Below are 20,091 nucleotides of genomic sequence, written 5' to 3' on the forward strand. Positions count from 1 at the left end.
ATCTGCCTGCGGGTTCTTGAGCACGTTCCACGAGATCTGCCGTGACCCGGTCACGGCACAGACGCAACGCAGGAACCGCTGACGCTCGCCGTCATGGCGGGACGCGGTCGCTTCAGTGGATCGCCCAAGCGCGGACATGGGCGAAAGGTTGCCGTACTGCTTGCACGCAAAACTAGTGCGACAATCCGACTCCACTCCAACGGCCCAACACCACCCCTCAGGTGGTCACTCACCGCGTCCACTGCCATCATGCCCGCCATGACTTTCACGGCTGTGTGGCCGATCTCCGACGCGAACGACGCCGACGCGGCCGACGAACTGACCGTCAACGCGCCGGAGGACGTCGACACCCTCCTGAGCCGCCTCGCCGAACCCGGCGCGGGCCCCGCCGTGATCGAGCACCAGGACCGCGAGCTGATCATCGACTCCGAAGGGCTCCTGGGCGCACCCGGCACGACCCGCATCCCGGACCACGACGTCGCCGCCGCCATCCACCAGGGCTACGGCTACCTCACCTACGCCGACCCGGACCACGACTACTCGACCCTCAAGGGCGACCCGTCGTCCCCCGAGTACCGGTCCGAGTACGTCGACTACCCGGCCGGCGCGGGCGTCCCACTCGAAGTCCTGGCCACCGCCCTCAAAGACTTCCTGACCACCGCCGAGCGCCCCACCGGCGTCACCTGGCAGCCCGCCTGACCCGCGTGAGTCCTACGTTCAGAACGCGTGAGTCGTACCTTCAGGACCACCGTGTCCTACGTTCAGGACCCCCGAGTTCAACGCTCAGAACAAACGATCTTGTACTGAACGTTGAACTCGGGGGTTCCGAACGTAGGACTCACGCGTCCTGAACGTAGGACTCACGGGGTCAGGGAACGGCGTGCGCGGCTGAACGCGCCCGACCGCTGGACCTCCGGTTCGGACGGCTCCTCCGCGCACGCGCCGAGCGCGAACAGCAGGGCTGTCACGCCGGCCAGATGCGCACGAGCCACTCCTCGTCCTCCGGTTCCTCGTCGGGGTCCGCCTCCCCGCGCACGAAGGCTTCTACGTGGTACTCGCCGGGGCCGGGCAGGACGAGGGTCCTCTCCCCCAACGCGGCCGTCACCGACCAGAGCCGCAGCTCCGTCCCCTTGGTGGTGAACACCGCTTCGGCGGACTCCCGCCACCGGGTTTCCGGAGGTTCGGGGCGGACGGCCCACAGCTCCAGCCGGACGGGCGGGTTGTGGTCGCTGCCGGCGCTGCGGAACAGCACCCCGCCCGGTCCGCCGACGATCAGCCAGTCGTCGTCTTGAAGGGGCCGCAGCGACAACGCGGAGTCCATGCGCTCCATGTCCTGGAGGCAGAACCGGGAGTACTCCACGTCCACGGTGTCGTCGAACACCGTCACGGGTCGCAATACGCCTCCGGGCTGTTCCGTTCCGCACTCGCCGGTCATGGCATCCGGCCGTCGGTGGCCACACCGCCTGTTCAGGGAACGGCGTGCGCCGCCACCGCGGCTGTCAACGCCTCACGCCAGTGACGCAAGGGCGGTAGGCCGGCGTCCGCCCACGCCTTGCCGGACAGCACCGAGTACGCCGGGCGCGGAGCGGGGCGGGGGAAGTCGGCGGTGGTGCAGGGCTTCACCCGGTCCGGGTCCAACGCCAGTTCGGCGAAGATCGCCCGCGCGAAGCCGCACCACGTGGTCTCGCCGGCGCCGGTTGCATGCAGTATCCGTGACGGCGTGCCGCCCGACGACACCAAACCGGCCAGTGACACCAGGCCGTGTGCGAGGTCCAGGGACCACGTCGGTGAGCCCAGTTGATCGTCTACAACAGACAGTGTGTCGTTCGTGGCTGCCAAGCGGGCCATGGTCTTCACGAAGTTGGCACCGTGCTCGCCGTAGACCCACGACGTCCGCACCACCCACGAACGGTCCCAAGTGGACAGCACGCGTTCCTCGCCAGCCAGCTTGGTGCGCCCGTACGCCGACCGCGGCCCGGTGGGGTCCGACGGCTCGTACGGCCGCGTCCCGTCACCCGGGAACACGTAATCCGTCGACACGTGCAGCAGCGGCACATCGTGCTCACGGCAGTTCGCCGCCAAGTACCCCGGCCCCGCCGCGTTCACCGCGAACGCCCGGTCGAAGTCGGTCTCCGCCGCGTCCACCGCCGTGTAAGCCGCCGCGTTCACCACCACCGGCCGCAACCCCGCGTCACGAGCCGTCGTGGCGAACACGGCCACCGCGTCCGCCACCGCCGACGGGTCGGTCACGTCCAGCTCGGCCGACGACGGCGCGTGCACCAACCCGTCACCGGGCGTGGCAGCCACCATGTCCCGCCCGAGCTGCCCCCGACCGCCGGGCACCAGGAGTGCGAGCGCCATCAACCGGCCAGCGCCGCGCGCTTCAGCGGCTCCCACCACGACCGGTTGTCCCGGTACCACTGCACGGTCGACGTCAGGCCCTCGGCGAAGTCGACGCGCGGCGCGTACCCGAGTTCGGTGCTGATCTTGGTGATGTCGACCGAGTACCGCCGGTCGTGACCCTTGCGGTCGGCCACCGGCTCCACGAACGAATCCCAGTCACGCCCGGTCGCGTCCAGCAGGCGCTCGGTCAGCTCCCGGTTGGTCAGCTCGGTGCCGCCGCCGATGTTGTAGATCTCGCCACCGCGACCGCCCTCCAGCACGAGCTGGATGCCCCGGCAGTGGTCGTCCACGTGCAGCCAGTCACGCACGTTCAGCCCGTCGCCGTACAGCGGGACCTTCTTGCCGTCGATCAGGTTCGTCACGAAGACGGGGATGACCTTCTCCGGGTACTGGTACGGACCGTAGTTGTTCGAGCACCGTGTGATGCACACCTGAAGTCCGTGGGTGCGGAAGAACGACCGGGCCAGCAGGTCCGACGACGCCTTGGACGCCGAGTACGGCGAGTTCGGCTCCAGGATGTGGTCCTCGGTCCACGAGCCTTCCTCGATCGTGCCGTACACCTCGTCGGTGGACACGTGCACGAACTTCGCCACCCCGGCCTCCAGCGCGCCCTGGAGCAGCACCTGGGTGCCCAGCACGTTGGTCAGCACGAAGTCGGCCGAACCGGCGATCGAACGGTCCACATGCGACTCGGCGGCGAAGTGCACCACCACGTCCGTTCGGCTCATCAGGTCGGCCACGAGCTCGCGGTCGCAGATGTCGCCGCGGACGAACGTCAGCCGCGGGTCGTCCGCGACCGGCGCGAGGTTGGCCTCGTTGCCCGCGTAGGTGAGCTTGTCCAGCACCACCACCTCGGCGTCGGCGTAGGCCGGGTACGAGCCGCCCACCAACTCCCGCACGTAATGCGAGCCGATGAACCCGGCCCCACCCGTTACCAGTACGCGCATGCTCAGTGCCCTCCTACAAGCGGTCCCACCCACCGAAGTCTGTCACGGGCTTTAACCGTGCAACCCACCCGGTTGTTACAGCGTCTCCCGTATAAGAGGAGTGGCAGGAAGCCTGAGTGCACGGGGGAGGCAGGCAGTGGACCGGAGTCCGCCCGGAACAGCCGGTAGATCGGCTGCTCTTCGTGTTCTCGCGCTCACTGGCCGTTCACTGGTGGCACTGGTTTCAGCGGCTGTGCTCATCGTCACGTGGTACGGCTGGTACTACCTGAGCGACATCGACGACGACATCACCACGACGGACGTCTTCCAGTCCTCGGTCGCCGAGCAGAGCGAGGGCAAGGTCCGCAAGCCGCTCGACGGCGCGATCGACATGCTGCTGGTCGGCGTCGACAGCCGCACGGACGCGCAGGGCAACCCCCTGTCGGACGAGGTGCTGGCGCTGCTCAACGGCGGTGTGGCGGACGGCACGCTGAACACCGACACGATGATCCTGGTGCACATACCGCAGGACGGCACCCGCGCGGTGGCCATCTCGTTCCCGCGTGACGCGTACGTGGAGATCGCGGACGGGTTCGGCAAGCACAAGCTGAACTCGGCGATGGCGAGGCAGAAGAACGATACGGCGCAACGGTTGCGCAACGAGGGCGTGACGGACGAGGCCCGCATCGAACTGGAGTCGACGCTGGCCGGGCGCCGGACGTTGATCAAGACGATCGAGCAGCTGACCGGCGGGTCCGTCACCGTGGACCAGTACGCCGAAGTCAATCTGGCGAGCTTCTACGAGGTCACGAAGGCCATCGGCGGCGTCGAGGTGTGCCTGAACGAGGAGACCCGCGACCGTGACTCGGGCGCGAACTTCCAGGCGGGGCGGCAGACCATCGAGGGCGCGCAGGCGCTGTCGTTCGTGCGGCAGCGCGGCGGGCTGCCCGGCGGCGACCTGGACCGGATCGTGCGGCAGCAGGTGTTCATCGGCGCGCTCGCCCGCAAGGTGCTGTCCACCGGCACGCTGACCGACTTCGGGAAGCTGGACCAGCTGCTGACCGCGGTGAAGAAGTCCGTGGTGATCAACGCGGGGTGGAACCTCGCCGAGTTCGCCGAGCAGATGCAGGGGCTCGTGTCGGGCAACATCCAGTTCCGCACGATTCCGGTCGGCGACCCGATGGACACCTGGAGCGACGGCAACGTGCTGCCGGTCGACCCGGCGGCGGTGCGGCAGTTCATCAAGAACCTGGCGACGGACAGCGGCACGTCGTCCTCCAAGTCGCCCACCACTACGCCGGCCGGACCGCCGCCGTCGGCGATCACCGTGCACGTCTACAACGCGGCAGGGGTCAACCGATTGGCTGCGAGCGTGTTGGACATGTTGGCGCAGAACGGGTTCCACCGTGGCGTGGCGGACAGCGGCGCGTACGCGGAGACGACGTCCGTGCGGCACGCGCCGGGTGAGCTTTCGAGTGCCGACAGGGTGATATCCGCGTTGGGCGGTAACGCCGCGGCAGTCGAGGACGACTCTGTGCCAAGGGGGCAGGTTCTGGTGTACGTCGGTGCGGACTACGCGCCGCCGGACCAGTCGGACACGGCGTCGGTCGAGGGCACCACGACGATTGCCCCCACGACCGGCTTGACCCCGCCGATCACCGCCGACGGTGTGGTCTGCGTCAACTGACCCCTTGGTCAAATCCGTACGTCCGACCGGCTGCGGCCGGTTAGCCTGATCGGACAGTCCCAGTCGTTGGAGGAACGTCGGTGAAGGCCGCGGTGATTGCCGGACGCACGCTTCTCGCGTTGCTGTCCGCGGTCGTGTTGCTGGCCGCCGGGTACGGCTGGTCGACGTTGCAGCGCGTTCAGGAGAGCGTGAACAAGACAGACGTGCTGACCGTGCTGTCGGACGTGCCGAACGCGCCGCCCGTGGCCGACGGTGCGACGGACATCCTGTTGGTGGGCAGCGACAGCCGCACCGACGCGCAGGGCAGGCCGCTGCCGGACGCCGTGCTGCGTCAGCTGCGGACCGAGGCGACGGACACGCTCAACACGGACACGATCATCATCATGCGACTGCCGCACGACGGCAGCAAGGCGCGGGCCGTGTCCATCCCGCGGGACACGTACGTGCCGATCCCGGACATCGGTTCGGACAAGATCAACTCGGCGTACGGGCTGACCAAGTTCTTCACCATGCAGCGGCTCCAGTCGGAAGGCGTTTCCGACGTGACCGAGCGGTCGAAGCGGGGCGACCAGGCCGGGCGGCGGGCGTTGGTGCAGGTGGTGCAGGAGTTGACCGGCGTGCGGGTCGACCACTACGCGGAGATCAACCTGTACGGGTTCTACCTGCTCACCGAGGTGATCGGGGGTGTGGAGGTGTGCCTGAAGCAGGCCACGTCCGACCCTGATTCGGGGGCGAACTTCCGTGCGGGGGTCCAGACGATCTCGGGCTCGGACGCGCTGGCGTTCGTGCGGCAGCGGAAGGGCATTCCGAACGGCGACCTGGGGCGGATCACGCGGCAGCAGGTGTTCATGGCGGCGGCGGCGTCGAAGCTGATGTCGGCGGGGACGTTCACCGACCCGGCGCGGTTGTCGGGGCTGCTGGACGCGGTGAGCAAGTCGATCGTGGTGGACGAGAAGCTGGACTTGACGACGTTCGCCGGGGAGGCGGGTGGGTTGGCCGGCGGGACCGTCGAGTTCGCGACCATCCCGGTGATCGACATCGGCGCGCGCAACGAACGCGGCCAGAGCGTGGTCACGGTGGATCCGGCGGCGGTGAAGGCCTTCGTGGCGCAGCTGTTGGGCGAGAAGAACCCCACCCCGACCCCTCCCGCCTCTACCCCCACCACTCAGAAACTGGCCGGCGACCGCTTGGTCTCCCTGGACGGCCGTCCCCGCGCCGCCGCCCTCCAGTCCCCACCCTGCATCGACTAACCCTCCCCCTCCACCCTCCGCGTGAGTCCTACGTTCAGAACGCGCGAGTCGTACCTTCAGGACCACCGTGTCCTACGTTCAGGACCCCCGAGTTCAACGCTCAGAACAAACGATCTTGTACTGAACGTTGAACTCGGGGGTTCCGAACGTAGGACTCACGGGTCCTGAACGTAGGACTCACGGGTCCTGGAGGTTCGACACGCGGGGCCTGGAGGTTCGACTCGCGGGGGTTGGGGGTTCGACTCGCGGGGCCTGGAGGTTCGACTCGCGGGGGTTGAGGGCTTGGCACGCGGGGGTTGGGGGTTCGACTCGCGCGTGGGGTGGGGTGGCGAGTGGGTGGGGCGGGGCGTGGCAAGGTTGGCGCATGACCGTCACGGATGCCCTGTTCGCGCCCCTGTTCGCGGCGAATCCCGGCCGGCCCTTGATCACGCACTACGACGACGCGGCCGGCACACGGGTGGAGCTGTCGCGGGCCACGATCCGGAACTGGGCGGCCAAGACGGCGAACTGGCTGCGCGACGAGCACGACGTGGAGCCGGGCGACCCGGTGGCCGTGCTGCTGCCCGCGCACTGGCAGACGGCCGGCGTGCTACTGGGCGCGTGGTGGTGCGGCGCGGCGGTGACGGACGACCCCGCGGGCGCGAAGGTGGCGATCGTGGCGCCCGGTGGTGAGGCGCCCGGCGCCCTGGTGACGGCCGTGGCGTCGTTGCACCCGATGGGCCTGGGCAGCGGCGCGGCGGTGGACTACAACGACGACGTGCGCGTGTTCGGTGACGACTTCACGCCGTGGGAACCGGTTCCCGGCAACACCCACGCCCTCCTCGAGTCCACTGTGGACGAGGTGGTGGAGGAGGCGCACCAGCGGGCGGCGACGTTGGGCATCACCACGACTTCCCGCGTTCTGTCCACTGTGGAGTGGACGTTGCCGGACGGGCTGCTGAACGGTTTCCTCGCCGTGCTGGCGGGCGGCGGTTCGCTGGTGCAGTGCAGCAACGCCGCACCGGAGCTGCTGGCCGCACGCCGTGCCAGCGAGCAGACGACCCTGGACCTGGTCGGCTAGCCGATCCCTCGAACGGGTGTTGACAGGCGCCCGACGGAGGCGTAGAAAACCAATCAGTTAGATAACCGATTGGTTAGGTAGGCATGGCGGACGACCCCCTGAGCATCACCTTCGCGGCACTGGCCGACCCGACGCGTCGGGCGATCCTGGCCCGGCTGGCGGAAGGTGCGGCCACCGTGAAGGAGCTTTCCGAGCCGTTCGCGATGAGCGGCCCGGCGGTGTCCAAGCACCTGCGGGTGCTGGAACGGGCCGGTCTCATCACGCGTGGCCGTGATGCGCAGTGGCGGCCTTGCATGCTCGACGCGACGCCGTTGCGGGAGGTCACGCTGTGGGCCGACGGCTACCGGCGGTTCTGGGACGACAGCTACCGACGCCTGGACGCCTACCTGGAACGCATGAAGGAGCAGGAAAATGACCACTGACACCTCGTTGTGGACCACGCCGTCCGACGTGGAGGTCGCCGTCACCAGGACGTTCGACGCGCCACAGGAACTCGTGTTCGACGCGTTCACCAAGCCCGAGCACGTCGTGCACTGGATGCTCGGCCCCGAGGGCTGGACCATGCCGGTGTGCGAGATCGACCTGCGGCCGGGCGGGCGGTGGCACATGGTGTGGCGGCGGGCCGACGGCACCGAGATGGCCATGACCGGCGAGTACCAGGAGGTCACGCCCCACTCGCGGACGGTGCAGACCGAGTCGTGGGGTCCGGAGTGGCCGTCCACGGTGAACACGACGGAGTTCATCGCCGAGGGTGACCGGACCACGGTCGTGCAGACGATGAGGTTCCCGTCGCAGGAGGCGCGGGACAAGGCCACCGAGACGGGCATGAAGGACGGCGCCGACATCAGCTACGACCGGCTCGCGACGTACCTGGCTTCACTGGCCTGACCTGCGTCCGTTCGGTGGCAACGTGCCCCGATCGGGTTTGGCGGTCACGTTCAGTGGTTAATGATCGGATTGACCCACGTGTCGTGATCGTCGAGCAGATCGGTGGACATGCTGAGTTCGTACCTGGAGTCCGTTCGAACGGGCTTCGCGGCGTTCGTGGGCGTGGGTGCGCTGGTCCTGCTGCCGGTGATCGCCCTGCACTACTACCGGTTCGGTCGGGTGGAGCCCCGTCGAGCCGTGGTGTTGTACGGGCTGTTGGCGTACGGCCTGGTGGCGTTGGCGTTGATCTTCCTGCCGTTCCCGACGGCTTCGCGGGTGTGCTCCGGTGAGGACATGCTGTCCACCACGCCGTTCCAGTGGGTTACCGACATGCGCCACAACATGGCGGCCTACGGGCGTTCCGGTCCGGGGGCGGTGGTCACGTCGACCGCGTTCATCCAGCAGGCGTTCAACGTGGCGCTGTTCGTGCCCCTGGGTGTGGTGTTGCGGAAGTCGTACGGTCGCGGGGCGTTCGCGGTGATCGTGATCGGCCTGGGTGTCTCGCTGGCGGTCGAGGTCGTGCAGTACTCGGGGAACCTGGGCGCGTACCCGTGCCCGTACCGCATCGCGGACGTGGACGACCTGATCTCCAACACGACGGGTTCCCTGCTGGGGTGGATGATCGCCCCGGTGGCGATGGTGATCCCCGCGGTGCCGCACCGTGACGCCTCGACCGCCCCGCCGGGCACCGTAACCGTGCCCCGCAGGCTCTTGGGCGGGGTGGTGGACTTCCTGCTGCTCGTGGTGGTCGCCCACCTGATCTTCCAGGACAACCGCTGGTGGGTGGTGGTCCTGACGGTGGCGATCCGCATCGTGCTGCCGTCCGTGACGGGCGGCCGGACACCGGGCGGCTGGTTGCTGCGGTATCAGGTGCGACGAGTGGACGGCACCCGTGCCAATCCGTGGCGGATCGCGTTACGGGAGCTGCTCGGCGTCACGGGTTTGATCACCTACGTGGTCTTGGCGCCGGCCGGTTGGTGGTTCGCCGTGGACGTGTCCGTCCTGGCACTGATCGTCCTGGGAGCCTTCGTCGCCCCGGTCTTCCGCCGAGACCAGCGGAACTGGCCGGACCTGGCCGCCGACACCCGCGCCGTCGAGACCGCCAGGCACTCCACCGACCCACGCCACCCGGCTCCGACGGCACGCTGACCTCGGGATTCGGCGTTCGTCAATCGAAGTGGTTGAAGAGCGCTTCCCCGAGGTTGGCGGGTCGCCAGTACTTGATGTCGTACGCCAGGATTTCGGGCCAGTCTTCGGCGTCGAACTCCCCGTTCAGCTCGTCAGGGGTGAGCAGCCGGAACCTGGACATGTCCGCCAACAAGGCCATCAGCCGAGGAGCGTCGACGAACGTCAGCGGGCCCGAGTCCCGCCACCCGTTAGCGAAGTCGACAGCCCGGGGCTCCGCCACGGCCATCAGCGCCGAGTGCCGAGTACAAACCACGGCGACCACGCGATCGCGGTAGGCGATGATCGCTTGGTGGAAGTTCGGCGTCACGCAGTCGGCGATGCGGAACTCGACCACGCGTCCGCCACTGCTCAGGGCGACGGCGTGGCAAACGCGCCGGAACTCACTGAGATCCGTCATCGTGGATGCGTCCGACCTGGAGACAGCATGACCTCGCGGACCATACCGTTCCAAGCCGCGCCATTCAGCACGTCCACGCGCCCGGACACTGCCCTAGCCTCGCCCCATGGGACCGCTGACGGACGACGAGTACCGAACCTTCTTCCACCTACTCCACCGCTACTGCGAGGAGGAGCTGGACCAGTCGGACGCCTTCTCGGTGCCGACCAGGTTCGGTGACGTCTACGTGTTGATCGGTCGCTACGCCGTCGGGCCCGAGGACGCGTACATGCCGCTGGGGGACACGAAGTTCTGGTCCCCGGACACGCCACCGGGCGTGACACCTGCAACCGGTGTCACGCCCGGTGAAGAGCAGGAACCTAGCCCTTGAGCAGGGCGCGGGACATGACTACGCGCTGGATCTGGTTCGTGCCCTCGTAGATCTGGGTGATCTTGGCGTCACGCATCATGCGCTCCACCGGGAAGTCACGGGTGTAGCCGGCGCCGCCGAACAGCTGCACGGCGTCCGTCGTCACCTCCATCGCCACGTCCGACGCGAAGCACTTGGCCGCCGCCGTGATGAAACTGATGTTCGGCTCCCCACGCTCGGCCTTCGCCGCCGCCACGTACACCATGTGCCGGGCCGCCTCGATCTTCATCGCCATGTCCGCCAGCATGAACTGCACACCCTGGAACTCGGAGATCGTCTTGCCGAACTGCTTCCGGTCCTTGACGTAGGCCACGGCGGCTTCCAGGGCGCCTTGGGCGATACCCACGGCCTGCGCGCCGATCGTCGGACGGGTGTGGTCCAGGGTCTTCAGAGCCGTCTTCAGACCCGTCCCCGGCTCACCGATGATGCGGTCCGCCGGGATCGTGCAGTTCTCGAAGTGGATCTCTCGGGTCGGGGAACCCTTGATCCCCAGCTTGCGCTCCTTCGAACCCACGACGAAGCCCGGGTCGTCCTTGTGCACGACGAACGCCGAGATGCCCTGCGACTTCTTCGCCGCGTCCGGGTCGGACACCGCCATGACCGTGTACCAGGTGGATTCGCCGGCGTTCGTGATCCAGCACTTCGTGCCGTTCAACACCCAGTGGTCGCCGTCCAGCCTCGCCCGCGTGCGCATCGACGCCGTGTCGGACCCGGCCTCGCGCTCGGACAGCGCGTACGACGCCATCGCCTCACCGGCCGCGATGGACGGCAGCACCTGCCGCTTCAACGACTCCGAAGCCGACAGCAGGATCGGCATCGTGCCCAGCTTGTTCACGGCCGGGATCAGGGAGGACGACGCGCAGACCCGCGCGAGCTCCTCGATCACGATGCACGTCGCCACCGAGTCGGCCCCTTGGCCGTCGTACTCCTCGGGCACGTGCACGGCCGCGAAACCTGACTTGACCAGCGCGTTCAACGCCTCGACCGGGAAGCGCTCCTGCTCGTCCACGTCCGCCGCGTGCGGTGCGATCTCCTTGTCCGCAAGCGAACGGACCGCCTCGCGCAGCGCCTCGTGCTCCTCGGCGAGCTGGTAGGTACCGAAGCTCGGGTCCACGTTAAGTTACCTCCCGGTAGGGCGTCCTGCCAGGATGTTAGCGCGCGTTCACTCAGTTGTCCGCTGTGCCGTCCGCAACAGCCCGCAGCGCCGCATCCCGCAGCGCCAAATCCCTCAGGGCCGCGTCCTTCTCCAGCACCAGGTCCGACAACGACGCCTGGAACGCCGCCATCCGCTTCTGCAAGTCGAGGTCCGACGCCGCCAGGATCCGGACCGCGAGCAGCCCCGCGTTGCGCGCGCCACCGACCGACACCGTGGCCACCGGCACACCGGCCGGCATCTGCACGATCGACAGCAGCGAGTCCATCCCGTCCAGGTACCGCAACGGCACCGGCACGCCGATCACCGGCAGCACCGTCGCCGACGCCACCATCCCCGGCAGGTGCGCCGCCCCACCGGCCCCCGCGATGATCACCTGCAAGCCGCGCGACGACGCCGAGGCGGCGTAATCCAGCATCCGCTGCGGCGTCCGGTGGGCCGAGTACACGCCGACCTCGTAGGTGACGTCGAACTCCGCCAGCGCCTCGGCCGCGGCCTTCATCACCGGCCAGTCCGAGTCGCTGCCCATGATCACGCCGACCTGCGTCACTGCTGCCCTCCGTGGATCTCGTAGCCGTCCAGCCACACACCGTCGGACAGCCAGTGCGCCGCGAGCCGAGCCCGCTTGCGCACCTCGTCCATCCGCTCACCGAGCAACGTCACGTGACCGATCTTGCGTCCCGGCCGCTCCGCCTTGCCGTACAGGTGCACGTGCGCGTCGGGGAACCGGGCGAACAGGTGGTGCAGCCGCTCGTCCGGCCCCATCTCGGGCGAGTCCGCCGCACCCAGGACGTTCGCCATCACGACGGCGGGCGCGGCGAGGTCGGTCGCACCGAGCGGGTAGTCCAGCACGGCCCTCAGGTGCTGCTCGAACTGCGAGGTCCGGGCGCCTTCGATGGTCCAGTGACCCGAGTTGTGGGGGCGCATCGCCAGCTCGTTGACGACCAGCCCGTGCGCGGTGTCGAACAGTTCGACCGCGAGCAGCCCGACCACGCCGAGCGCGCCGGCGATCTTCAACGCGAGCTCCTGCGCCTCCTCGACGGGCGCGTCCGGGGCCGGGGCCAGCACCTCGACGCAGATCCCCTCCGACTGCACGGTCTCCACCAACGGCCACGCCGCACCCTGGCCGAACGGCGAGCGCGCGACCAGCGCGGACAGCTCGCGGCGCATCGGCACGCACTGCTCGATCATCAACGGGGTGCCGGCGGCCAACAGCTCGGGCACCACCCGCTGCGCGCTCTGCGGCGTGTTGAGCATCCACACCCCACGCCCGTCGTAGCCGCCACGCACCGCCTTCAGCACGCACGGCCACCCGTGCAGCGCCCCGAACCGCAGCACGTCCGCCGCTTCCAGCACCGCGGAGAACGGCGGCACCGGCGCGCCCATCTCCGCCAGCCGCGTCCGCATGACCAGCTTGTCCTGCGCGTGCACCAGGGCCTCGGGCCCGGGGAACACCTTCACGCCGTCGGCGACCAGCGCGTGCAGGTGCTCCTGCGGCACGTGCTCGTGGTCGAACGTGATCACGTCGCACGACTTGGCGAACGCGCGCAACGCGTCGAGATCGGTGTGCTTGCCCAGTTCCACGTCACGCGCGACGAGCGCGGCGGGGTCGGAGTCCGACTCGGCGAGCACCCGCAGCGACTGGCCGAGCGGAATGGCGGCCTGGTGCGTCATGCGGGCGAGCTGGCCGCCGCCGATCATGCCGACGACGGGGAGACGAGTTCGGGAGTCCACGGTTTCGTGATTCTACCTGCACAAACACCGTGCTCCGGCGGAGGGGAAGTCCCGCGCACCCCCCGAGGTGCGCGGAACCCCCTCAGCAGGGCCGCCGCGGTGCGAAGGCGGCAGGCCCGGTCCTGGTCAGACCCGTTTGGCCCGACGCACCCACACGAAGGCCAGCGCGAACAGCCCGGCGGCGAGCACGGCGAAGACACCGGTCTCGAACCACTGGAACGGCACGAGCCGGTCGATGGGGTGGTAGTTCGTGAGGTACTGCACGTCGTTGTCGGCCAAGCACCTGCTGTAGTCCGACCCGTCGCGCAGGTTGTTGCACATTCCCGGGAAAGGGACCTCGTTGCCCGCCGAGTCGGAGTAGTGGCCGCCCACCCTCAACGTGGTGTTGTCCCAGTTCAGGACGTTGTCCGAATAGGCCGCGAACGACTCCACCTTGCGCAACGGCTCCTGGAAGTACGGCCGCCACACGTTGGACACGAAACTCCGGGTCACGTACAGCACGCCGAGGGTCAGCCCCATCGACAGCACCGTGCGCCGGGTGATCGCGCTGAACGCCAGGCCCAGGGCGAAACCGAACGCCGCGTAGGCCGCCTGCACCTGGGGAGCCGCCTCGAACAACTCATTGCCGAACGGCAGGAATGCCGGGCCGTCCATGACCGCGTTGATGCTGTTCATCAGCTTGATCAGGGCCAGTCCGAGACCCGCGGCGAACGCCACGGCGGTCACGCCGAGCAGCACCACCTTGCCGGTCAGCCAGCGCAGGGCGGTGATGTCCTGGCTCCACAGCACGAGGTGCGTGCGCTGCTCGTACTCGCGGGACAGCAGCGGCGCGGACCAGAACACCGCGATGATCGCGCCGAGCAACGTCGGGACGAGGTTCAGGTATTGGGCCGCAGCGAGGTAGTGGTACCCGCCTGGCAGTTCATGGGTGTCGCCGGTGGCGTCGGTGTGCCAGGCCACGCCCAATGCCAGCCCAGCGGTGGCCAGGACCACGGCGGCCGTGGCGAGGATCATCCAGCGGTGCTGCCGCCAGGTCAGCCACAGCAGGTCGCCCCAGCCGACGCGGGTACGCGTGGTCACCGGTGCGGCGGTCGTGGGGGCGGTCATGCGCCGGTCCCCTTCCTGGTGGCTTCGAGCTGCGCCAACACGTACTCCTCCAACGTCAGGGAACGCTGGGACCACTGGCCCCCGACCACATGCCGCGGCTGCCCCTCGGCCAGCTCGACCACGAACGACGACTGGGTGTCGTTGTGCCGCGCGTCCACGACGGTGCCCCGAACGGGCGGCACGTCCGAGCGCGGGCCGGTGTAGCCGACGTGCCGGGCGAGCAGGTCGTCCAGGTCACCGCCCGCCAGCAGCCGACCGTGCGCGAGGAGCAGCAGGTAGTCCGCCACACCGGCCAGTTCGGCCACGACGTGCGTGGACAGCAGCACGGTCATGCCGGTCTCGGCCACCTCGCTCAGCAGCTCGGCCGTCACCTCGCGGCGGGCCAGCGGGTCGAGGTTGGCCAGCGGCTCGTCCAGCATGAGCACGCTCGGCCGCGACCCGATGGCCAGCGCGAACGCCACCTGGGCCTGCATACCGCCGGACAGCTTGCCGCACGCCTTGTCCAGCGGGATCTCGAACCGCGCCAGCCAGCGACGGGCGCGCGTCTCGTCCCACACGACGTTCAGGTGAGCGCCCAGGCGCAACATGTCGGCCGCCGAGAAGTGCCGGTAGACCGGCTTCTCCTGGGACACGAACGCCACCCGGCCCGCCGCGCCCGCCGACCCCTCGTCGGCGTCGAGGAGGCCCGCGAGGACGGTCATCAACGTCGTCTTGCCGGCGCCGTTCGCGCCGACCAGTGCCGCCACCCTGCCCTCGGGCAGGTCGAACGTGCACTCCCGCAGCGCCCACTTGCTGCGGTACCGCTTGCCCAGCGCCTGCGCGCGCACCGCGATCGCGGTGTCGCCGACAGAGCCGACCGAGTCGACAACGGTCGTCATCCGACCGTCACCCCTTCCCCCTCCGTGAGGACAGACCGCACAAGGGCGTCGATGTCCTCGATGTCCAAACCGGCCTCACGCGCTTCACGGACCCACTCGGCGAGCCGCGTTCTCAGCGCCTCCATCACCGCCGGGTCGGTCGAGCCGAGCCCGGCCTTGATGAACGTGCCGGAGCCCTGACGTGCCTCGACCAGGCCGGACAGTTCGAGCTCGCGGTAGGCCTTGAGCACCGTGTTCGCGTTCACACCACTCCTCGCGACGACGTCGCGGACGGTCGGCAGCCGGTCGCCGGGGCTCATCCAGCCCAGGCGCAGCGCTTCGCGCACCTGACGCACCAGTTGCAGGTACGCGGGGAGGCCACTGGACCGGTCGATGCGGAACTCCACCCGGCGCCTCCGAATTGTTCTACTCAACTAAGACAGTGACACAGGAGACCACCGCGACTCTGAGTTGTCAAACGCGAAGACCAAACGCAAAAGAGGAGCCCGGTGCGCTGGGGAGGCAGGCACCGGGCTCCTCGGGGGAGGGGAGTCAGCAGGGACGTCGGACAGGGGTTCGACGTCCGGGAAGGTCAGTGGCCGAGCTCGGCGATCAACTTCAGCGCTTCCTGGTGGGTCTCGGGCAGTTCCTCGACCCAGACCCGCACCGGGCCGGTCGGCGCGATGTGCGGGTCGACGGCCAGCCGGTCGGCGGTCAGCACCCGCAGGTTCGCCACCGCCCGCGCCAAGTGTCGGTCCCGGCGCAGCAGCACGCACGCCACCGACGGCCCGATCGACGCCACCGTCTCGCCCGCGTCGAACACCTCCTTCAGGGCGTCCGCCAACAGCGTCATCGCCACCACGCGCGACCACCCGGACGTCCGGGTCAGGTCGAGCTCCACCAGCACCAGCACGTGCTGCTGTCCGCCTACCGTGCGTGTCTCGGCGTACACCTCGCGCAGCCGTGTGCGCAGGTACGCGGCGGTCGCCAGGCCTGTCAGCGGGTTGTCCGCCGCGCAGTTCCCGGCCTGCCTGGTCATCACGTCGCCCCAGCCCAGCGCGGTGCACCGGAGCATCCGGGCCGGGATGGCGTCGACACTCGCCGACACGATCCCGGTCGACCCGGACGGCTCCGCGAGCACCGCGTGCAACGCCGCCAGGTCCAGCAGCGTCTCGGCCAGACCCGCGCCGGCCTCGGCGCGAGCGCCGCCGAGGCGGTACAGCTCAGGGCCCGGATCGCCCTGGCGCAGCACCGCCCGGCAGACCTCGTCCACTTCGCGCAGCGGCCAGTCACCCGGAAACGCCCAACCCGCGGCCAGTGAGGCGTTGCGCCACCTCGACCGCAGTGCTCTCGAACCGTCAGCGGCGGAACGCCGTGCGACCGCTTCCCTAACACCCACCCGGATGCCTCCCTCGACCTCGGTTCCGGTAACGGGACGTCGCAGGGGTTCATCCATGACGGCACTACCCCTCCCCGTTACGGGGGATTCGGGTGACGTACCGCGAGTCGGTGCGTCACACTGACGCCGCGCGAGGAGGGAAGAAACACTTTGGCGACCGTTCCTGCGGATATCCAAGGGCCGAGCGACGCGGAGCTGATCGATTCCGTGCGCGGCGGAACGATCGATGCGTACGGCCAGCTCTACGAGCGCCACGTTTCCGCTGCTTACAACCTCGCCCGCCAGCTGGCCAGGTCGTCCGCCGAGGCCGACGACCTCGTCTCGGACGCCTTCGCCAAGGTGCTCGACACTCTGCGCGCGGGCCGTGGCCCCGATTCGGCCTTCCGCGCCTACCTCCTCACCGCGCTTCGCCACACCGCGTACGACAAGACGCGCCGCGACAAGAAGCTCGAACTCGCCGACGATGTGGCGGAAGTCGCACCCGAAGCGACAAGCGTGCCGTTCAAGGACACCGCCGTGGCCGGCCTGGAGCGGTCGATGGCCGCGAAGGCGTTCGCCCGGCTCCCCGAGCGCTGGCAGACCGTCCTCTGGCACACCGAGATCGAGGGCCAGTCCCCCGCCGACGTCGCGCCGCTGCTGGGCCTGACCGCCAACGGCGTGTCCGCGCTCGCGTACCGCGCCCGTGAGGGGCTGAAGCAGGCCTACCTCCAGGTGCACCTGGCCGAGACCCAGTCCGAACGCTGCCGCGCCACCGTCGACCGGCTCGGCGCGTGGACCCGCGGTGGCCTGTCCAAGCGGGAGACCACGCAGGTCGAGGCGCACCTGGACGAGTGCACGAACTGCCGCGCGCTGGCCGCCGAACTGGCGGACGTCAACGGCGCGCTGCGCGGGATCATCGCACCGCTGGTGCTCGGCATCGGCACGTCCGGCTACCTGGCCGCAGTCGGCACGGGCACCGCGAAGGCCGTCGCGGTCGCCGCGGCGGCGGGCACGGGTGGCGCTGCCGCCGGCGCCGCCGCTTCCGCCCCCCGCCAGTTCTTCACCGCCGCCGCGTCGACCGCCGCCCTGGTCATCGCGGTGGCGATCGGGTTGGCCTCCGGTGGCGAACAGGACGTGCCCGCGGCGCAGGCCGTGCCGCAGCCGACGGCGGCCCAGCCGCAGGTGCCGACCCCGGCGCCCGAGCCCCCTGCCCCCGTCCCGCCCGCTCCTGTGCCGCCCGCTCCCGTGCCGCCACCGCCGGCCCAGCCCGCGCCGGCGCCCGTGCCCGAACCCGCACCGGCCCCTCAGCCGACCCCCGAACCTCCGCCCGCGCCGCAGCCCGCGCCGGCGAACCTCGTGCCGACCGTGCCCGCCGGGTTCACCCTGGTTCCAGGTGAGGCGCCGGTCGACCTGCCGATCACCGTGCTCAACTCCGGAGAGACGGCGTCCGAGCCGGTGAGCGCCGCGCTCGACCTGCCGCCCGGCGTCCGGTCCGTCGGCAGCGCCGCGTCGTTCGCCGGCAACCGACTGGTCGGGTTCGACGGCGCCGAAGACCAGACCGTGACCTGCCCCGCCGGTACGGGCACGGTCACGTGCACCACCTCGCAGGGCATCGCGCCCGGCGGGCAGGCGACGTTCGTGTTCCGCATCCAGGCCGATCCCAACGCGTCGAACGGCCGGATCACCGGCACGCTCAGCGCGGGCGTGTCGCTCAGCGTGTCGATCGAGGTCGCGGTCGAGGTGCGGCCGGTGCACGACGACCTGGAACTGCTGGTCGACAAGTGGCAGCACGGGTTCTGGGACCCGCGGCTGGACATCCGGGCCACCAACACCGGCGGCCGGGCGGGCACCCTGCGGCTGGTCGTGGAATCGGACGACCACGTCACGCTCGTCGCGTTCGGCTGCAAGGAGCCGGGACGGCGAGTGGTGTGCGAGGTGCCGTTGGACCGCAACAAGACGTTCCGGCTCGCGGTGTGGGCCCTCGGCTCGCCGCACCGGAACGCGGTGGTGCGGGTCAGCGCGACCCTCGGCGACGCGGCGAAGAGCGTCGACGTGCCCCTCACGGCGCACCCGCACTGGGGTGACGGCCAGGTGCCGGAGCCGCCGGTCGAACGGCCGACGGTGACGCCGGGAACGAGCACCACGACGCCGGGTCCGACGACGACCACCCCGAAGCCGACCACGACCCAGCCGCCGACGACCACCGAGCCGTCGACCACGGACCCGACCACGACGGCGCCCACGACTCCGCCGGCCCAGACGCCGACGCCCACCCCGGACCCGACGACGACCGAGCCGACCACGCCCGCGCCGACACCTACGCCGACCGAGCCGACCACGCCCACACATCCGGGCCAGGGCGACCCGTGTCGGCCGGGGCACCAGCCGACGCCGGAGAGCGCACGCCCTGATCGTTGTCGCACCCCTTCGTGATCGTTCGAGCACGGGTGTCGGTAGCCTGCCCCGGTGCTGCCACTCGCGCGCAGAGTCCTGGGACTCCTCCCGGAACCCGTCCGGTTCCTGATCAACAAGCACCGTGAGCTGATCCGGTTCGCCGTCGTGGGCGGCACAACGTTCCTGATCGACAACGGCATCTGGTACGCGCTGAAGCTGACCGTCCTCCAGGACAAGGTCGTGACGGCGAAGGCCATCGCGGTGCTGGTGGCGGTCATAGCGTCGTACGTGCTGAGCCGCGAGTGGTCCTTCGACACCCGCGGCGGGCGTGAGCGACACCACGAGGCCGGGCTGTTCTTCCTGGTCAGCGGCATCGGCATCGGGGTGAACCTGCTGCCGCTGTACGCCTCCCGGCACGTGCTCGACCTGCACTCGGAGATCGCGGACTTCGTCAGCGGCTCGGTGATCGGCATGCTGCTGGCCACCGTTTTCAAGTACTGGGCGATGCGGAAATTCGTGTTCCCGCAGGCGGACGCACGCCCGTCGGTGACGTCGCTGCCCGTCGTCACGGAGCAACGCGACGTCGCCTGAACAGGCGATTCACCTGTTTTCCGTACACTGCTCAGGTGTCCGTTGTCGAGAACGTCGTCCTCCGGCTGCCCGAACCGCTGCGCTCACTGGCCCTCAAGCACAGAGAGCTGCTGAAGTTCGCCGTCGTCGGCGGCACCTGCTTCGTGATCGACACGGTCATCTTCTTCACGCTGAAGCTGACCGTGCTGGACTCGAAGCCGGTGACCGCGAAGATCGTCGCGACCCTGGTGGCCACGATCGTGTCCTACGTGCTGAACCGCGAGTGGTCGTTCAAGACCAGGGGCGGCCGGGAGCGGCACCACGAGGCGGCGCTGTTCTTCCTCGTCAACGGCATCGGCATCGCGCTCAACTCGCTGCCGCTGTGGGTGTCGCGCTACCTGCTGGACCTCGAGGAGCCGAACATCAGCAGGCTCGGCGAGGAGCTGGCCGACTTCCTCAGCGCGCAGATCATCGGCACCCTGATCGCCATGGCGTTCCGCTGGTGGGGCTACAAGAAGTGGGTCTTCCCCGAAGCCGACTTCCGGCCGCGCCGGGTGACCAGGGCGTACGACAAGCCGGAGGACGAGGAACCCCTCGGCCGCTCCTGACCGGAACGCGTCACGCCGTCACACCCGAGTTCGTGGACGCCGA

General features: G+C 69.4%; 22 protein-coding genes. 11 read left to right on the plus strand and 11 right to left on the minus strand.

The annotated features are described in order from the left end of the window. The first annotated feature begins 258 nt into the window (after positions 1-258). Positions 259-699 (plus strand): Imm1 family immunity protein, encoded by a 441-nt coding sequence (locus tag F4560_RS28075; RefSeq protein ID WP_184924838.1) that lies wholly within the window; start codon positions 259-261, stop codon positions 697-699. A 265-nt stretch (positions 700-964) separates the two neighbouring features. On the opposite strand, the gene F4560_RS28080 is transcribed toward F4560_RS28075, so the two are convergent. The 3 genes from F4560_RS28080 to rfbB all read right to left on the minus strand — a co-directional run bounded on the left by F4560_RS28080 (position 965) and on the right by rfbB (position 3,350). Further along, entirely contained in the window at positions 965-1,387 is a 423-nt protein-coding gene (locus tag F4560_RS28080) for a hypothetical protein (protein WP_184924841.1), read from the minus strand. An 80-nt stretch (positions 1,388-1,467) separates the two neighbouring features. Next, a complete protein-coding gene (rfbD, locus tag F4560_RS28085) occupies positions 1,468-2,361 on the minus strand; it encodes a dTDP-4-dehydrorhamnose reductase (protein WP_184924844.1) in 894 nt (297 codons plus the stop codon). Continuing rightward, positions 2,361-3,350, minus strand: a complete 990-nt coding sequence (rfbB, locus tag F4560_RS28090; protein WP_184924847.1) for a dTDP-glucose 4,6-dehydratase — start codon at positions 3,348-3,350, stop codon at positions 2,361-2,363. The genes rfbD and rfbB overlap by 1 nt, the downstream gene beginning before the upstream one ends. A gap of 211 nt (positions 3,351-3,561) precedes the next feature. On the opposite strand from rfbB, the gene F4560_RS28095 reads away from it, so the two are divergent. From F4560_RS28095 to F4560_RS28120, 6 genes are all read left to right on the plus strand, one after another. Next, entirely contained in the window at positions 3,562-5,016 is a 1,455-nt protein-coding gene (locus F4560_RS28095) for an LCP family protein (protein WP_312869520.1), read from the plus strand. A gap of 80 nt (positions 5,017-5,096) precedes the next feature. Then, positions 5,097-6,266, plus strand: coding sequence for an LCP family protein (locus F4560_RS28100; protein ID WP_184924853.1), 1,170 nt, complete (start codon positions 5,097-5,099; stop codon positions 6,264-6,266). 364 nt (positions 6,267-6,630) lie between these two features. Next, complete coding sequence (locus F4560_RS28105; protein WP_184924856.1) at positions 6,631-7,326, plus strand: TIGR03089 family protein; 696 nt, start codon at positions 6,631-6,633, stop codon at positions 7,324-7,326. Positions 7,327-7,409: 83 nt separating this feature from the next. Then, positions 7,410-7,748, plus strand: coding sequence for an ArsR/SmtB family transcription factor (locus F4560_RS28110; RefSeq protein ID WP_184924859.1), 339 nt, complete (start codon positions 7,410-7,412; stop codon positions 7,746-7,748). Next, complete coding sequence (locus tag F4560_RS28115) at positions 7,738-8,214, plus strand: SRPBCC family protein (RefSeq protein ID WP_184924862.1); 477 nt, start codon at positions 7,738-7,740, stop codon at positions 8,212-8,214. Before F4560_RS28110 ends, F4560_RS28115 begins: the two co-directional genes overlap by 11 nt. 108 nt (positions 8,215-8,322) lie before the next feature. Next, entirely contained in the window at positions 8,323-9,402 is a 1,080-nt protein-coding gene (locus F4560_RS28120; RefSeq protein ID WP_184924865.1) for a VanZ family protein, read from the plus strand. 19 nt (positions 9,403-9,421) lie between these two features. Here F4560_RS28120 and F4560_RS28125 read toward each other — a convergent pair whose 3' ends face one another. Further along, positions 9,422-9,838 (minus strand): hypothetical protein, encoded by a 417-nt coding sequence (locus tag F4560_RS28125; RefSeq protein WP_184924868.1) that lies wholly within the window; start codon positions 9,836-9,838, stop codon positions 9,422-9,424. Positions 9,839-9,944: 106 nt separating this feature from the next. Between F4560_RS28125 and F4560_RS28130 the strand changes: the two genes are divergently transcribed. Next, the gene (locus F4560_RS28130) at positions 9,945-10,208 is read left to right on the plus strand and encodes a hypothetical protein (protein WP_184924871.1); all 264 of its coding nucleotides are present in this window, start codon (positions 9,945-9,947) and stop codon (positions 10,206-10,208) included. On the opposite strand, the gene F4560_RS28135 is transcribed toward F4560_RS28130, so the two are convergent. From F4560_RS28135 to F4560_RS28165, 7 genes are all read right to left on the minus strand, one after another. Continuing rightward, entirely contained in the window at positions 10,198-11,361 is a 1,164-nt protein-coding gene (locus F4560_RS28135; RefSeq protein WP_184924873.1) for an acyl-CoA dehydrogenase, read from the minus strand. The genes F4560_RS28130 and F4560_RS28135 overlap by 11 nt on opposite strands. A gap of 52 nt (positions 11,362-11,413) precedes the next feature. Beyond that, complete coding sequence (gene purE, locus F4560_RS28140) at positions 11,414-11,950, minus strand: 5-(carboxyamino)imidazole ribonucleotide mutase (RefSeq protein ID WP_312869521.1); 537 nt, start codon at positions 11,948-11,950, stop codon at positions 11,414-11,416. Further along, positions 11,947-13,134 carry a 5-(carboxyamino)imidazole ribonucleotide synthase gene (locus F4560_RS28145; RefSeq protein WP_184924876.1) on the minus strand — a complete coding sequence of 396 codons (1,188 nt, stop codon included), beginning with the start codon at positions 13,132-13,134 and terminating at the stop codon, positions 11,947-11,949. Before F4560_RS28145 ends, purE begins: the two co-directional genes overlap by 4 nt. A 126-nt stretch (positions 13,135-13,260) precedes the next feature. Further along, a complete protein-coding gene (locus F4560_RS28150) occupies positions 13,261-14,241 on the minus strand; it encodes an ABC transporter permease (protein WP_184924879.1) in 981 nt (326 codons plus the stop codon). Further along, entirely contained in the window at positions 14,238-15,119 is an 882-nt protein-coding gene (locus F4560_RS28155; protein ID WP_184924882.1) for an ATP-binding cassette domain-containing protein, read from the minus strand. The genes F4560_RS28150 and F4560_RS28155 overlap by 4 nt, the downstream gene beginning before the upstream one ends. Beyond that, positions 15,116-15,505, minus strand: a complete 390-nt coding sequence (locus F4560_RS28160; RefSeq protein WP_184924884.1) for a GntR family transcriptional regulator — start codon at positions 15,503-15,505, stop codon at positions 15,116-15,118. The genes F4560_RS28155 and F4560_RS28160 overlap by 4 nt, the downstream gene beginning before the upstream one ends. A gap of 185 nt (positions 15,506-15,690) precedes the next feature. Further along, entirely contained in the window at positions 15,691-16,497 is an 807-nt protein-coding gene (locus F4560_RS28165) for a GGDEF domain-containing protein (RefSeq protein WP_312869522.1), read from the minus strand. Positions 16,498-16,647: 150 nt separating this feature from the next. Between F4560_RS28165 and F4560_RS28170 the strand changes: the two genes are divergently transcribed. Genes F4560_RS28170 through F4560_RS28180 form a run of 3 tightly spaced genes read left to right on the plus strand, consistent with a single transcriptional unit; the run spans position 16,648 to position 20,048 of the window. Then, complete coding sequence (locus F4560_RS28170; protein WP_184924888.1) at positions 16,648-18,909, plus strand: sigma-70 family RNA polymerase sigma factor; 2,262 nt, start codon at positions 16,648-16,650, stop codon at positions 18,907-18,909. 36 nt (positions 18,910-18,945) lie between these two features. Beyond that, positions 18,946-19,461, plus strand: coding sequence for a GtrA family protein (locus F4560_RS28175; RefSeq protein WP_184929443.1), 516 nt, complete (start codon positions 18,946-18,948; stop codon positions 19,459-19,461). Positions 19,462-19,496: 35 nt separating this feature from the next. Next, on the plus strand, positions 19,497-20,048 hold the full coding sequence (locus tag F4560_RS28180) for a GtrA family protein (RefSeq protein ID WP_184924890.1): 552 nt from the start codon (positions 19,497-19,499) through the stop codon (positions 20,046-20,048). The last annotated feature ends 43 nt before the right edge of the window (positions 20,049-20,091 follow it).

Origin of the sequence: Saccharothrix ecbatanensis (assembly GCF_014205015.1) — a bacterium.
Taxonomy (GTDB): Bacteria; Actinomycetota; Actinomycetes; order Mycobacteriales; family Pseudonocardiaceae; genus Actinosynnema; species Actinosynnema ecbatanense.

What these genes read in the sequence shown, in the direction of transcription:
- F4560_RS28075 (WP_184924838.1), top strand. Translation starts at nt 259, where the DNA reads ATGACTTTCACGGCTGTGTGGCCGATCTCCGACGCGAACGACGCCGAC.
- rfbD (WP_184924844.1), bottom strand. Translation starts at nt 2,361, where the DNA reads ATGGCGCTCGCACTCCTGGTGCCCGGCGGTCGGGGGCAGCTCGGGCGG.
- rfbB (WP_184924847.1), bottom strand. Translation starts at nt 3,350, where the DNA reads ATGCGCGTACTGGTAACGGGTGGGGCCGGGTTCATCGGCTCGCATTAC.
- F4560_RS28105 (WP_184924856.1), top strand. Translation starts at nt 6,631, where the DNA reads ATGACCGTCACGGATGCCCTGTTCGCGCCCCTGTTCGCGGCGAATCCC.
- F4560_RS28110 (WP_184924859.1), top strand. Translation starts at nt 7,410, where the DNA reads ATGGCGGACGACCCCCTGAGCATCACCTTCGCGGCACTGGCCGACCCG.
- F4560_RS28115 (WP_184924862.1), top strand. Translation starts at nt 7,738, where the DNA reads ATGACCACTGACACCTCGTTGTGGACCACGCCGTCCGACGTGGAGGTC.
- F4560_RS28120 (WP_184924865.1), top strand. Translation starts at nt 8,323, where the DNA reads ATGCTGAGTTCGTACCTGGAGTCCGTTCGAACGGGCTTCGCGGCGTTC.
- F4560_RS28125 (WP_184924868.1), bottom strand. Translation starts at nt 9,838, where the DNA reads ATGACGGATCTCAGTGAGTTCCGGCGCGTTTGCCACGCCGTCGCCCTG.
- F4560_RS28130 (WP_184924871.1), top strand. Translation starts at nt 9,945, where the DNA reads ATGGGACCGCTGACGGACGACGAGTACCGAACCTTCTTCCACCTACTC.
- F4560_RS28150 (WP_184924879.1), bottom strand. Translation starts at nt 14,241, where the DNA reads ATGACCGCCCCCACGACCGCCGCACCGGTGACCACGCGTACCCGCGTC.
- F4560_RS28155 (WP_184924882.1), bottom strand. Translation starts at nt 15,119, where the DNA reads ATGACGACCGTTGTCGACTCGGTCGGCTCTGTCGGCGACACCGCGATC.